The 14,240-nt window shown below is 50.9% G+C and carries 9 protein-coding genes; all 9 read right to left on the bottom strand.

Annotated features, from left to right (window positions below; all coding sequences use genetic code 11):
* Positions 1-8: 8 nt before the first annotated feature.
* The 9 genes from M0L20_RS00725 to M0L20_RS00685 all read right to left on the bottom strand — a co-directional run bounded on the left by M0L20_RS00725 (position 9) and on the right by M0L20_RS00685 (position 14,221).
* The gene (locus M0L20_RS00725; protein WP_248475205.1) at positions 9-2,735 is read right to left on the bottom strand and encodes a hypothetical protein; all 2,727 of its coding nucleotides are present in this window, start codon (positions 2,733-2,735) and stop codon (positions 9-11) included.
* A 109-nt stretch (positions 2,736-2,844) separates the two neighbouring features.
* Positions 2,845-4,236 carry a protoporphyrinogen/coproporphyrinogen oxidase gene (locus M0L20_RS00720; protein WP_232558911.1) on the bottom strand — a complete coding sequence of 464 codons (1,392 nt, stop codon included), beginning with the start codon at positions 4,234-4,236 and terminating at the stop codon, positions 2,845-2,847.
* Positions 4,237-4,319: 83 nt separating this feature from the next.
* Positions 4,320-5,081, bottom strand: a complete 762-nt coding sequence (locus M0L20_RS00715) for a glycosyltransferase family 2 protein (protein ID WP_232558910.1) — start codon at positions 5,079-5,081, stop codon at positions 4,320-4,322.
* A 347-nt stretch (positions 5,082-5,428) separates the two neighbouring features.
* Complete coding sequence (locus tag M0L20_RS00710; protein ID WP_248475204.1) at positions 5,429-6,595, bottom strand: acyltransferase family protein; 1,167 nt, start codon at positions 6,593-6,595, stop codon at positions 5,429-5,431.
* Positions 6,596-6,645: 50 nt separating this feature from the next.
* Positions 6,646-8,448, bottom strand: coding sequence for a hypothetical protein (locus tag M0L20_RS00705; protein ID WP_248475203.1), 1,803 nt, complete (start codon positions 8,446-8,448; stop codon positions 6,646-6,648).
* Positions 8,449-8,531: 83 nt separating this feature from the next.
* Positions 8,532-9,443, bottom strand: a complete 912-nt coding sequence (locus tag M0L20_RS00700) for a transketolase family protein (protein ID WP_232558907.1) — start codon at positions 9,441-9,443, stop codon at positions 8,532-8,534.
* 49 nt (positions 9,444-9,492) lie between these two features.
* Positions 9,493-11,493 carry an NAD-dependent epimerase/dehydratase family protein gene (locus tag M0L20_RS00695; protein WP_232558906.1) on the bottom strand — a complete coding sequence of 667 codons (2,001 nt, stop codon included), beginning with the start codon at positions 11,491-11,493 and terminating at the stop codon, positions 9,493-9,495.
* Positions 11,494-11,579: 86 nt separating this feature from the next.
* A complete protein-coding gene (locus tag M0L20_RS00690; RefSeq protein ID WP_354004167.1) occupies positions 11,580-12,431 on the bottom strand; it encodes a transketolase in 852 nt (283 codons plus the stop codon).
* The gene (locus M0L20_RS00685; RefSeq protein ID WP_248475201.1) at positions 12,428-14,221 is read right to left on the bottom strand and encodes a glycosyltransferase family 39 protein; all 1,794 of its coding nucleotides are present in this window, start codon (positions 14,219-14,221) and stop codon (positions 12,428-12,430) included. The genes M0L20_RS00690 and M0L20_RS00685 overlap by 4 nt, the downstream gene beginning before the upstream one ends.
* Positions 14,222-14,240 lie beyond the last annotated feature (19 nt).

Raw genomic sequence — 14,240 nt, 5'->3', positions numbered from 1 at the left:
GATACTACTTACCGAAGTCGGATGCTAAATAACTGAACAGCCTGTTTAGCTCCGCTTAAAATGTATAATTCGTTGGTTCGTTCGTCGAATTGCAAAGCAATTGGGAAATCGCTGGGAATAGGGCGGTCGCCGATGATACGCCCATTTAGATCGTAGAGCACGGTAAAACTGCCTGATTTGACGCTGATGAGTTCGATACCTGCGCCAAGTCGGTGGTAGCGAACGTTGTTACGACCCGGTTGCAAGGCCCGAACGTCGAACCGGCGTTGTCCGTTTTGATCGAGTATGGTCATTTCGGTATCGCTTGTGCGCAGCAACAGCCAGTTTGTTTGAGCTTCGTCGGGGAAAAGTCGAAACGAGCCGCTACGCACTGGCCGGTAAAGCTGTGTTTTTTGCGCAATCAAGCCGTTGGCATTCAACGTCAACAATTGACCTTCCTCGGTAATCGTCCGAATGGTCGACTGACCAATGGGCTGAAAGGCGGGTCCGGCAAAGCGAATTTCCGACTCATCCTCGCTAGATCGTTCAATACGGGTTGGAAAGTGGGGGAGTGACTGACCATTTTCGCGCCAGCGATTCAGCGTACCGTCCTGCTGTGCTGCCAGCACTTCCATGCCTGTTCGGGTTGCAATAACCTGAAAAGGCAAGAGAAGCGGTCCTTTACGGGGGGCTTTCATGATCTGGATAAACGCTTTTCGTTGCCGGTCGAGGGCATACACCTGTCCATCCTGGTGGGCAACCAGCGCTACCCAGTTGCGTTGCAAGCTACCACGCGGACGAGTCAGGTACGTGGGGTCGATACCCGCCGGAAGTTTGATCGTGTTCAAACGCACCGACTTCTGACGCGGATCGGCTATGTACAGCGTTCGGTCGGTCATAAACAGGTATTGTAGATTTCCGTTATCCAGGAAGTCAACCGCCAACGTGTTGCTCCGAACGGGACCGTCGATATTTTTCTGTACAATCTTGTCACCATCGGGTGTCACCAAAACAAACTGACCTGCATCGTTCTGCGCGTAAAACGGGGCTAACCCTTCGCTCAAGCTGCCGGCTACGACCGGAGCAGCAATCAGGGCAGCCTCAAACGCCGTCTTTTTCTGCAATAGCAGTCGATTCAGAACGGCCTTGCTGGCTCGGCGGGTGGTACGGCCCAGAACCAGCGTAGACAATATTTTTTCGTTTCCGTAGCTGGCCTGATAAGCCATATTTTCCAGGTTCGCCAGGGCTGAGCCGCGATCAGCTCCTTCGGGGCCGTCAAGTAGGTTCTGCCAGGCTAACGGCCAGGTTGAGGTGAGCAGCGTTTGCGATTGGTCAGCATTAACGCGGTTCAGCCGAACAAAAGCGGTAAAATTAGCCGGGCGAAGCGTGTTTTTTATCAGGTCAGCCTGTCGCTGGTCCGTTGACCAAACCGCCTTGCGCTGAAGTTGCAACAGATATTCCTGCATGGCTTCTTCGCCATTCGCCACAATCAGGGAGTTGCCGTGCTGCGTGATCCAGCTTCGTTGAAAGCCCGTAAACAAACTGCTGAAAAGCGAGGCTGGAAGTTCGGGCACATCGAGCAGGAGCGTCTTGTGCCCAAGAAATGTCTTTAATGGGGCAGGTGATTTCGCGCCAGCCAGGTAAGCGGCCTGTTGGTAAGCACTCGATAGCGCTTTTATAGTGGTCGCGTTGAGGACCATCACCTGCTGACGAGCACCCGAAGGCGATTCCATCCGGCACAGCATTATATCCGATCCCAATGATTGATACAGTGCTTCGGTGGCCGGTTCAATTTGATCAAATCGGTCGCGTAAAAAATCGCTGGACGCTGACCGGAGCAGCTTGCTGAGCGACCGGCCAAAGCGAGGGGCGTCACTTACGCCAATGTAATAAAGAGTAGCCGTTGTCTGGGGGATTAAGTCCCCGCTTTGAATGCGTCGGGGCGTTTGTCCCGTAAATAAGGAAGCAACATCCTGCCGCCCACCGATCTCATCCGATGCGTATCCAATTAAATGCGAAGGCGACGCTGACGCACGAATTTGCAGGTTTAACTCTTCGGGCAGGAAAAGCCGAACCAGCGAGCTTGCGTTGCCAAAGAGCGATTGAAGTACTTCGGGACGCATGGACAAACCCGCCCAATGGTCGGCATCGACCTGAAACTTCGGCTCTGATCGGGGTAGCCGCAATGATTCGTGCATCCGTTTGGCTACATTCTCGATCAGAATACCGGACGAACTACCAACCAGAAAACCATCGGTAAGAATAAACGAGCCAACGGGTTCGTTGGAGCGAGATACTAAATCGAAAAGGCGTTCACCCGCAAAGGTATGACGCAAAATTCGATACTTGCGCGGATCGGGATTGGTCAGGCGATTGATGAAAGCCTGATCGTCGTCCGTCGTAGGGATGTAAAAAATGAAATCAAGCGTTGTCCGCGAAATAGAATGAAGGGAGTACCGGATGTTTTTGCCTTTCGCGAACCGGATGGCGGTTACCGAGTCGGTCGTTGCGTACAGAAACCGGTCGAGTCGTTGCCGGGCTTCGTCGAATACCGGCAGCTGCTGGAGTGCAACCTGGGTTCTTAGCGCCTGCGCGGATACGGTATCCTGTAGACGGTTGCTGGCTAGCACGAGCAAGGGGCCCGAAGGCATCAAAGACCATACTGTGCGCTTGGCTGGATAAAAAGATCGATACCCAAGCCATCCGCCAATGACGAGTAATACTGCCCCAAGACCAATCCAGACGCTTCGTTTCATAGGTGCAAAATAGTGAATAGTCGCTAGTCAACGGACATAGGCTTTCGGTAGAAAACTACCGGATAGCTACGACGAATGACTAACGACTATTGACTAAAAAGGTACTGGCTTACTTACCCCACATGGCATTGGCCGTTTCGGGGAAAGGCAGCGTTAATTCGGGAACGTTGGCAGCAACGCGGTTAGCCCATTCGACACCCTGCATAAGCGAGTGATCCTGGTTACTAACTTCGTATTTCCAGGCGCCAAACCGTCCGCGTGAGTAAATACCGAACGGCTCCAGTTTGGGTAGTACTGCTTTCAGAATGGCATCCCGTTCAACAGAAGGCGTTGGATAACCGTATTCGAATGGCATGTGGAACGTCGAAATTACGTCATCGGCTGATTCGATCAGCTTGTCTTCGATCAACGCCTGGATCGTGTCGTTGATCAGCGTCTCGCGGTTGACGGGCTTGGCGGTCGACTCGCTCGTTTCGGTCATCAGCGACCAGTGCTGGTTGATATCCGGAACGTTATTAGGGCTGTAGTTCGAGAATACCGTTACGCGGTAATAGGGGCTGTTTGATTCCGGGAAATACATCCAGCACATCGTTTCCAGACTTGGTTTTGGCTTGCCTTTCAAACCAATACCGACAACGTTGGTCGACGAGTGTTTCAGGCCCTGCGCCGTTTGAACCGTATCCGCGTCCAGACCTTCTACCTGTTTGGTGAAGATATCGAGCGGAACCGTACTCATCAGGTGTTCGTAATGAATTTCTTCCCCGTTGGTCAGCACGATTTTCTTTTCGGGACCAACGACCTTTTGAACAGCTGCATTCAGCTTGATATTCTCCCGGCCGACCAGATCACCGACTGCCTCCCAGATACCGCCCGTTCCGCCATGTTTGGGGAATTGGAACGTACTGTTAGGACCCCACGAGAAATCGTCCTGATCGAAGATAATGTTTTTCGTAACCCGTTGCAGATCCGTTACGGCTACCCGCTCACCAACCCAGACGGCGTTCATTTCCTCTGTAGGATAGGCCCATACCTTGAAGTTGTAAGGGAACATGAACGTTTCGGCCAGACCTGGTCCAAACGTTGCCAGAATCCACTCGCGGAAGTTCGCTGGTTTCTTATTCGTTGGAAACTTGTAGTTATGGATAATGCCTTCGAGACACTTCCACATCGTTTCGGGCGATAGGTATTTGATGTTGTTCTGGAACGGATACGGAACAAACCGGTTTTCGATCCAGACCCACGATTCGCGTTGGTGCGACAGCCAGCCATCTGCACCCAGCGCTTTGTGCATCAGGTCATCAAAGTACTTGTAGTGCGAGAATTGCACGTGACCACCAACGTCCCACGTAAACCCTTTCTCGTCGACAAAGCTTTTCGACAAACCACCAATGCGGTTTTCTTTTTCAAGAACGATGAAGTCGGTAATACCCAGTTCTTTCAGGCGGTATGCCGCGCCAAGGCCCGTCGGTCCTGAGCCAATAATGACGTATTTATAATTCATGGTTGTATAATGTACCCGGGTATATTAGTTAAAGTTGAGCCGCCATATTGGTTAACCTATAAACCCTATAACGTATTGTTAATTTATGCAGTTACTGGTTCCGGCTTTTTGAGTGCTTTCACCTTGCTACTAAGGTCAAGCCGGAATTGAGCGAGTTCTTTGAAGCTCTGTATGCACACCTTTAAAAGCTTCCATTTCAGGATCGAAACGGTACCTGTCTGACGCTCTTTGTGCGTGATGGGAATATCGAAGGTATTGTAACCCGCTTTCTTGGCCATAACGGCCAGGAATATATTAGGGGCAAACGGAGTCGGAGTCGGCAATTGAGCGAGTAATCGTTTGAGGAAACTTCCCCGGATAAGCCGGAACGGAATATTGCTATCCATGATGTACGTTCCGTAGATAAACGCAATGCTGAACCGAAGGATGCGGGTAATTACCAGACGAGCCGGAGCGTCGAAGCGTTCTTCGCGGTAACCCAGAATAAACGGGGATTCGTTTCGCTTAGCCCACAGCTTACCAAAGTCATCGGTAATGAACTGATCGTCGCTGTCCGTTTGAAAGACGTATTCTGAATCCAGCGCAACCGCCTGCCGATAGCCATTTACAACAGCGTTGCCGTGGCCACCGTTGGGTTGGTGAACAACCAGAAGTTTAGGGTACTTACTCTTGATCTGATCGAGAATGGCACCTGTGTTATCGCGTGAGCCGTCGTTAACGACAATCAATTTAGTATTATCGGTTGGAAACTGACGGGTCAGTAAATCGGTCCATTGCTTAACAACAACGTCAATAACTTCTTCTTCGTTGTAAGCGGGCATTACAATTGACAGCAGGATGCTCATGCAGCGTATCTATGGATTTCGTAACAGGTGGGCCGTTGGGCCGGTCCACCAAAAGGCCGAGCAATCTGACAGCCGCGACGCAAATGGTGTACAAACTTAAATTGCGCAAATATAGGAAATAGTTGTCGGTGCTCCTGTAAACTGAATAGGACTTTATTGAGCGGGAAAGCTGAATGCATATAAGGCAAGGTAGTTCAGCAATCTTTGTGTACAATCCCACGATAAGCCTGGTCGTTGAGCAGCGGTGTCTACGCTATACTTTGACTGTTTGATGTCGTCAAAAAGTGTTAATTGTAAATCAGGTGTTTTCCTCAGTGCGTATACTGGTATTTTGAATAGCCCCACAATCAATAGGAGAAGCGGTCTTTCAGGTTATTGATCGGCTTTTCAATCAGATACCATGATAAGCTGGCAATAACAAGCGTCAGGGCTAAGTAAAAGCTGAACTGAAAAATATACGAACTATTCAGAAATGGTAATACATCGGTAATGCGTCGCCAGGCTCGTATCGTAAAATGCGTTGGGCGGGTATGGTATACGTTGAAGACAAAATTGTGATAAAGATACAGCCCGTAGCTAATCTTACCCATGTATTGGCTAACCGGATTTTCGAGTAACCACTTCATGGGACCACCAAACCCTAATACGGCTCGTCCAATCAGAAAGAATCCGACTAAAGAAGCAGCCAGCCGCTCCCACACATCAGACATGACATTATGATGACCCTGCCATCCACGTGGATCAGGAACGGCGGGTACAATTTTCGTCAACATGAGTACGGCAACGAACAGCAGTATACTAAACCAGATCCATATGGTGTTCTGGAATACCTGCTGGAAGCGTTCACGCTGATACAACCACCAGAATGCCATAATCGTACCCAGTCCAAACGAATCCAGACAGGCAGGCATGGTTACGTAACCAATGAACCAGGGTGCCCGCGCCCGGTAGAGCACGTAACGCAATGCGACGGCACCCACAATCATGAGCATCGTCGTTAGTGGAACCCACCGGCGTGGCACCAGAAACAAAAGCAGTGGAAAAAATAAATAAAACTGTTCTTCTACCGCCAGTGACCACAAGTGATCCACGGTACCCATCCACACGGAATAATAAGCCATGTACAGGTTGGTTGCGTAAAGAGCCAGCCAGCCAAACGTCTGCCGGACGGGTGGTTCGTTAATTGCATAGAGAACAACCAAGACCAGATAATAGACCGGGAAGATGCGGATTGTTCGTCGTATGTAAAAGATTTTCAGGTATTTACCTAAGCCACCGTTAGGGCTGTCTTTAAGCTTATCCTTGCTCGATAGCAGGATGCGGGTGATCAGAAAACCACTGAGAACAAAGAAGATCGTGACGCCTAGCGGGCCAAGTGGTACGTCGACGCGGCCAGCCATCCAGTGATCGAAAAGTACCAGCGCAACGGCGATAAACCGAATACCATCCAATTGACGAAGATGATACAAGGCTGGCCGTGCGGTGGTAGTAGTCGTTGGCGCGTTTGTTTGCATAACTCTATTTATTGGGTATTGATACGGAAGTTGCTACAAGCCGTGTCAATTTACCAGTTCTTTTTAATGTCGGTTGCTTGGCCTACGGACGTAACAAGCTGATTCGTCGGGTATACCGTAGCGGGCTTGTTGTCCGTAACCTGTAGTATAAATAATTGATAGGTACCGGCTACCAGACTGTTCAGCCAGATATCCGCTTTGAACCCGTTTGAGAACAATCTCTGGGGTAAAAAATGGGCTTGACGCAGCGACTGTTGGTTCTGCCAAACCGGAACCAGATACGATCGTCGGGAAGATCGAAGCAGAATGTACGTTCCGGCATTACGAGTCAAGCCCTTACCCATTAACCCGTTCAAGTCGGTTTCTGCGTTTGTTTGCGCTATGTAGCCAAATGGTGCTTTGGTAAGCGTCAAAGGAATGACTGACCGTTGTGGAGCACCGTATATCGCCCCCAAAGAGGAATCGTAGAAGGCTGGAGCAGAATTCGAATAATGACGCGTTATGGAGTCAAGCGCGGCTACCGGTCTACTTGTCGTATAGGTCCAGTTAAATTGATTGGTCAATTGCCAGTTGCGGAACCAGATCGAATCGTCCAGAAACGTTAAGTACGCGCACCAGGCGAACACAAAACTTCCAGCCAAACCGCCCGCTACAACAACCGGTCGAATACGCTTGCCGACAACAAGGGCAACTAGCAGGTAAAGAACGGATAACAGCGTTAGGGAGTAAATTTTATACCGACTGGTAATGATCAGATCGAGGCCAAAACCCGTTCGTGTCCAGGCTACGACAGCGGCTGTGCCCAGCAGAAACAGCGCGCAACCCCAGAAAAACAGCGTCAACGGCGGAATGGACTGGGTTGACGTTCCGCTGTGTGCACGTAACCGCTGTTGAATTGTCCGGCTTATGGCCTGACGGTTACGAACGATTTGCCAGCCTACCAGACCAATCGTTACCAATGTCATTGCGCCACCGAGCAGGATGCTGGCCCGGAGCGAAGATTTTAGTGGTAGGGCTTCCGCAGCAGCGCCAGTAAAAGCCAGCCAGCCTTTCAGTAAGTCGCCAACGGTTCCACGGAGGGGCGGGTTTCCGGCTGGTTTTTCGTAATCCGCAAAGTATAGACCTAAAACTACGACTGCGCTCAACAGCCAGCTAACAAGTGGCAAAAACGCTTTCGACCGAGTTGAGTTACCGGGTCTGAATGGTAGCCCCTCGTTTGGCAGCAACGCCAATAGCACTAACCCGATTGGCCATACTAAAAGGCCGTTACCGCTTGTGAGCGTTGCCAGCGTTGCCGAAGCAATCGCCAGACCTAGTCGATTCGCGTAGATAAGTAAGAAGAACGTCAGTATTACCCATAGAACCACCGAGAAATTCTGCAAAGCAGCCATGCCCCAGAACATGTTTTCCCAGTGGGAGAGATTGAACAGGAAGAGGGCAATCGGGATAACTAATGTTACGGATCGGCCTTCGCGACGGCATACCGTGGCAAAAACGAGTAATAAACCCACCAGGCTCAAATTTCCGATTGCCATCAGGTGCCGGAAATTGAGCTTGCCGAACAACTGATAGTCTAGGAGCGCAACAAAACGGTCGTAAACGATACGATGCTCATTGTGTTGGCGAAAAAGCTGGTAGATCTTTCCCGAAAGCGTTGTTTCCTGATCAAAATTGTACAAAAAGGCCCGAAGTGCGTGGTCATCCCATTTGGGCACGTTGACGGCATAGTAGCTCCAAACCAGCGCGAACAGAATCAGGGGAACGGCCATGCCAATACCGCCCAATAGCCAGCCTGTCGATTGAGAAGCAACCGCTGTCCGGGATTTTTCGGGATTGTATTGAAGTGTTGGCAACTGGACGGTCCGTTAGCAGTTTACGGGAGTATGCTGTACCATTGACCCTAGCAGGTAGGGTCAATGGTACGCTAAAGTACAAACTAGTAGATCATAAATGAAGCCAGCTGACGGGCAATATTAGCTGGGTCAAGGCCCGACAGTTGCTGGTGGTATTTCTGGTCGCCATACAGACCGTTCGGATACCCTTGTGCCGATAGACTGACGAAATGACTTGGGGCCGCTCCGTAAGCCAGTAACTTTACTGATAGTTGCTGCGCTAGTCCACCAATCGAAACGTGTTCTTCAACAACCAGCATCGGCTTTCCACCCCAGCGATGGGCTAAGTCAGCAGGCAAGTCGAGGGGTAGATTGGTAGCAGTGTACACGTCAAACTGGTCGACCAGCAACTCATCCTGTACAGCTGTCAGCACATTGGCCGCAACCGGACCGAGGGCCACTACGGTACCAATCGATTCCTTTGCCTGTACGATATGCTTGAACGTACCAGCTGTTTGCGCGCCATCGGGTGTCTTCGGTCCTGCCCCTAGGCGAAGATAAGCCGGACGGCTTTCGGTAAGGATCTGGTCGAGCATAGGCGCGACCTCATCGGCAAACGCTGGAATGTACGTATTGACGTTCTGAAGGCTACTCAAACAGGCAAGGTCTTCAATCGCGTGGTGTGTACTGCCCATAATGCCATAGCCGTAGCCACCGCCGTTGCCAACCAGAAAAACCGGCATGTTGTGCAGACAAACGTCGTTCCGAAATTGCTCAAGGCACCGGTACACCGCAAACGGTGCAATGCTGTAACAAAACACTTTGTACCCTCGGTAAGCCATACCCGCAGCTACGCCCACCATATTTTGCTCGGCAACACCCGCGTTGATGAAGCGAGGCCCTAAGACTTCAACCACATTTTCGAGAGCGTTGTAGCCTAAGTCACCCGTTATAAATACCACTTTATCGTCTTCACGCGCAATGCGCTCGATAGCGGCAGAAAATTCGTTTCGCATGGTTTATACGTTGTGGGTTGTAGTAACGTGCTAACCGCCAACTACAAACTCATTTACTCTTCCGTTGCTCTACCAGCGTGCTGATCTCAGCCGCTGTTTTATAAACACGCTGGCCCTTGCGAACCATTGTACGAATGAACTTCGGTCGTTTTTTCGTTTCCTCAAAAATCTTGCTGATGTATTCGCCCAGGAACGAGATGCCCAACAGGTTGATACCACCGAAAAACATCACCAGAATAATAACGGTCGATAGGCCAGCGGGAGTGTCCGGAAAAAAGACCAGCTTCGCCAGTATCTGCCACAGAATGCCCAGTACCGACAGACCCGTCAGCACAAAACCGGCATAGGTCATTAACTCAAGTGGCGCGAAGCTGAACGAGAAGATCGCTTTCTTCGCCCACCAGATATTTTTTGTCCAGTTGTTGGTCGAGACGCCGAACATACGTTCTGGTCGTACGTAGTCAACACCCGTTTGCTTGAACCCAACCCAGGCCCGCAGCCCGCGCAGAAACTGTTCGGTCTCCGGTAAATTGACCAGTTCCCGAACCACCTTCCGGTCGATCATCGAAAAGTCACCCGCGTCTACCGGGATATTGATATACGCCGTTTTGCGGAACAGGCGGTAGAATTGCTTGTAGAAGAAATGAACGTGCGGAGCCATTTCTCGCTGCACCCGAACCCCGTACGTCACGTCGAAGCCCTGCTGCCATTTCTCGTAAAATTTCGGAATAACTTCCGGTGGATCTTGTAAGTCACCGTCCATTAACACAACTGCGTCGCCGGTTGCAATTTCCATACCGCTCAGGAAAGCGGCCTGCGACCCAAAATTTCGGGAGTGTTTGATGGCGATGACATTCGGATCTTTGGCGCAAATCTCGTTCAGGACTTCGTCGGTGTTGTCGGGCGAATTGTCGTTAACAAAGATGATTTCGTACCGCACCTTCATCTCATTGAAGGTTTTGACCAGCCGCTCGTACATGTACGGAATGGCCTGCGCGTCTTTATAACAGGCAATAATTGGCGAGATAACCGGGTTCAGGGTTGGCGTGTTGAAGGCCGGAATCACGCGACTTTCGTACGCATGGGATATCTGCCAGTCAGCCGTCCGGCGAAGGCCATCGCTGAGGGGGGTTGTCGCTTTCCATCCCAGATCAGCTTCGGCTGCGGTCGGGTCGCCGTACCAATCAGCCAGATCCCAGTTCCGGTTGTTCATGCTTCCCCAAACGGGTTCCTGTGCCAAGCCAAACGTTTGCCGAGCAACGTCAACCAGCTCACGCATGGTTGTTTTCTTGCCGGTAGCGATGTTATAGGACCGACCCCGATTCGTCTGATCGACCCGCAGGGCCGCTTGTACAAAGGCATCCACGCAGTCGTCCACATACACAAAATCGCGGCTGATGTCCGGTGACACCAGTGGCGGGAGCTTACTCTGCCGGACTTCCTCGATCAGGCGCGGAATGAGCCGGTCGGGTTCTTCCCAGCCCCCGTAAATGGAATAAAGCCGTAGGTTGAGCGTGTTGAGGTTGTGAACCTTGGCGTAGTAGTCAAGCGTGTAAGCCGCCGATACTTTCGATACCGCGTAGTGGCTGTTCGGCTCTACTGGGTCGGTTTCTTTGGGTGCGGTACAGTTGAAGCCGTATTCGGAGCTACTACCGGCGTGAATGTAAACCATTTCCGCCGAGCAATTCTCCAGAATGTTAACCGTGCCCAGCACATTGGTTTCGTAGGTAAGCCCTACGTTTTTCTGCTTGCTGTAGGCACCGTAGGCCGCCAGGTTAAAAATGGTTTTGGGTTTGATTTTCCCAAAAACGTCCTGAACGGAGTTATTCGATAGAATGTCGCAGTGGACAATATTTTCCGCTGGAACATCTAAAAGTTTGAGCCGCCAGGCCTTCGTTGCATCGTGGGTGAGGGCAAAAACGTCCGTGCGTACACGAAACAATTGTTCAAACAAGTTCGCGCCAATGAAGCCGCTGGCTCCGAACACAACGATTGGTCCCTGAAGGCGGGCGATTTTTTCTGGTAGCAAAATGGGATCAGACGAATTCATTCAGGCCGCAATATTACGGCAAAAGGGCGGATGTGTTGTATTAATGACAAGTTTTATAGTCAACGGTAATCGACTATATCCTGGCTTTAGACGACATCTACGGACAAATAGCGTTCACCCACTTCGGCGTGTGCCTGCTCATACTGAGCGGGTGTCATGGGCAGATAATGCCATTCAAGCCGGTTTTCCATGTACGATACGCCTTTGCCTTTTACGGTTTTGGCAATAACAACTTTAGGCTTCCCGTTCGACGTGGTTGTCAGCTGATCGAGCGTGTCCAGAATTGCCGGTATGTCGTGACCATCTACCTCAACCGTTTCAAAACCCATAGCTGTCCAGGTGCGGGCATCCGCTGTATCGCCGAGCACGTTGGCCGTCTGGTTAAAGCCTTGTAAACCATTCTTGTCAATCAACACAATCAGGTTGTCCAGTCCGTTCTGAACCGCAAAATGAGCAGCTTCCCAGGTGGTTCCTTCATTGGTTTCGCCATCGGACATCAGGATGTAGACGCGGGAGTCGTCGCCGAGTAATTTACCAGCTTGTGCAACGCCCGTTCCTATGGGCAGGCCGTGTCCCAGCGAACCCGTGGCAAATGGAATGCCCGCGTGTTTGTTTGGCGCAGGGTGAGCGGGCAGCGTCGTGCCATTTTTGTAGTAGGTCGTCAGTACCTCGTCCGAAATTTCGCCGAGGTGGTTGAGACAGGCGTATAGTGAAGCGGCAGCGTGGCCTTTCGACAGCAGAAACGTATCCTGCTGCCGTTTGCGTAGTACCAGCGTGGCGATCATCAGATCGACGCAACTCAGCGAACAGCCAATATGACCAGCGTGAGCCTGATTGTAAAGACCCAGGATCTTGAGCCGGAGCTGGCCCTGGAGCGATTGAAAGTCGGTGGCTTCTGTTGTCAAAGTCGTAGTCGGTTGATTAAGGTAGTCGTTTATTCGCCGTAGCGGTATGTCGAACCTTTAAAGTCAAAAATAGTAATTTTTTCACCAGAGCGTCCTTTCACAAGTACGATTCGGTTTCGTTCGTTCGGATCGATGCGTTGGATATACTGAGCATCCTCAGGTAGGTAAACGTTTACCAATTGAGCGTCCAGCAAAGCCACCGGCGAATACGTTCGGTCCATTTTCTCCGAAAAGATCTGCCGCCTTTTGTTTGGATACAGGATCGTATCTCCCGGCGTATAGAGGCTCTTCAATTTCTGGGCCGATGACCAATACGGATTCGCGATGCGAGGCTTGTCGAAATAGGTGTATTTAGGCGCTTTGTCGGCGTAAATATCAACCAGCAGCTGAACGATGTTTCCCGCCTGAATGAGCAGAACGATGGCAATAGGTACGCTGAACCACCAACGTAGGGTAGTCAGTTGATGGAATCCCATCGCGACCAGAATACAAACGTAAGGAAACGAAAAACCGGAGTACCGTTGCGTGATACCGAACGTGTGACCAGACCGCCACGCCATGAACAGTAGAAATAAGGTAGGTACGAAGGTCAGTAGCACTAACAGGACAACAAGTCTTTTCTGGGCGGTATCCGTGTGATCCGTTACGTACCGGCCAATCAGGTACACGAACGGCACGGCAATCGACAACACCAGCAGACGCAACGGATCGAGCGTGTAAAATGGCAGACCAGCCAGGAGCAGCACGGGAACCGCGGCATAAACCCAGATTGGCGGCTTTTGTACGCCGATGAAGCGATGAATAACGCCCGTTGCCAGTACACCCAAGCCCAACGCCAGTATCGCATTACGAACACTGACGAGAACGGCAATCATGCCGTTTGTTACGATGAACAGGTCGGAGAAGATGGGTACAGCGCGTACCGCAATGTTAGGAATCGTAGCGGGCAGGATGATCCCAAAGCCCGAATGATACGGATTGGTCAGGGCAATGTTGCGGTAAAAATTCTTCTGGTATTCCAGTGTAAAGAAGGTGTATTTACCCCCGCCAAACAGGAACCAGAGCGAAACCAACCCCAGGCCGATAGCGCCGGTAATGCCCAATGATACCCAGGCGCGTATGTTGCGCAGGTAGATAAGCGCGTATAAGCCATGACACAGGAATACCGTAACGGTCAGGTAGTGCGATAAAACGGAAGCGACAAAGACGAATCCATAGGAAACATAAAGCACCGGTAGTGAAGGACTTCGATTCGCGACGCTTCCCCCGGCCCGTACCCGTTCCATAATGAGCAGAAACAAGTGCGTCGCCAGCAACGTCAGGAAGAACGTCATCGAGTAGTTACGGGCAATGTGGCTGTAGGAAACGAAAAACGGTTCAATAGCCGCGATGGCCGCACTGGTAAGTGCTAAGGAGTCCGATTTAAAATGCCGACGGACAAAAACAAACAGCAGCCAAACGATCAACGTGCTGAAAATCACCGAAGGCATTCGCAAGGAGGTATCGCTCAAGCCAAACACTTCCATCCAAAGCCACAGTACGCCATAATAGGAGGGGCTATTGCCGATGTCGCCCCGAATGTTGGCGTCGATAAAATCGTTGAAGGTTTTTGGCTTCCAGAATTCAGCGGGCGTAAAATACGTCTTGCTAAAAACGTCCTTTTGATTAGCGCCTTCCAGGCAAACGCCCTGACTGATCAGTAACGTCGATTTTTCGTCGAAATAAATGCCGTAAGTACCGACACGGTATAGGCGAAGACCGAGTGCCAGGATAAGCAAAGCACCCAGCAAAAACAGCGTAGTACGGGACGATGGGGTAAACATTGGGGCAAAACTAGCGCAA

The sequence above is a fragment of the Spirosoma liriopis genome, assembly GCF_023196085.1.
Classification (GTDB): Bacteria; Bacteroidota; Bacteroidia; order Cytophagales; family Spirosomataceae; genus Spirosoma; species Spirosoma oryzicola.
This window is presented reverse-complemented; position numbering and strand designations above follow the sequence as displayed.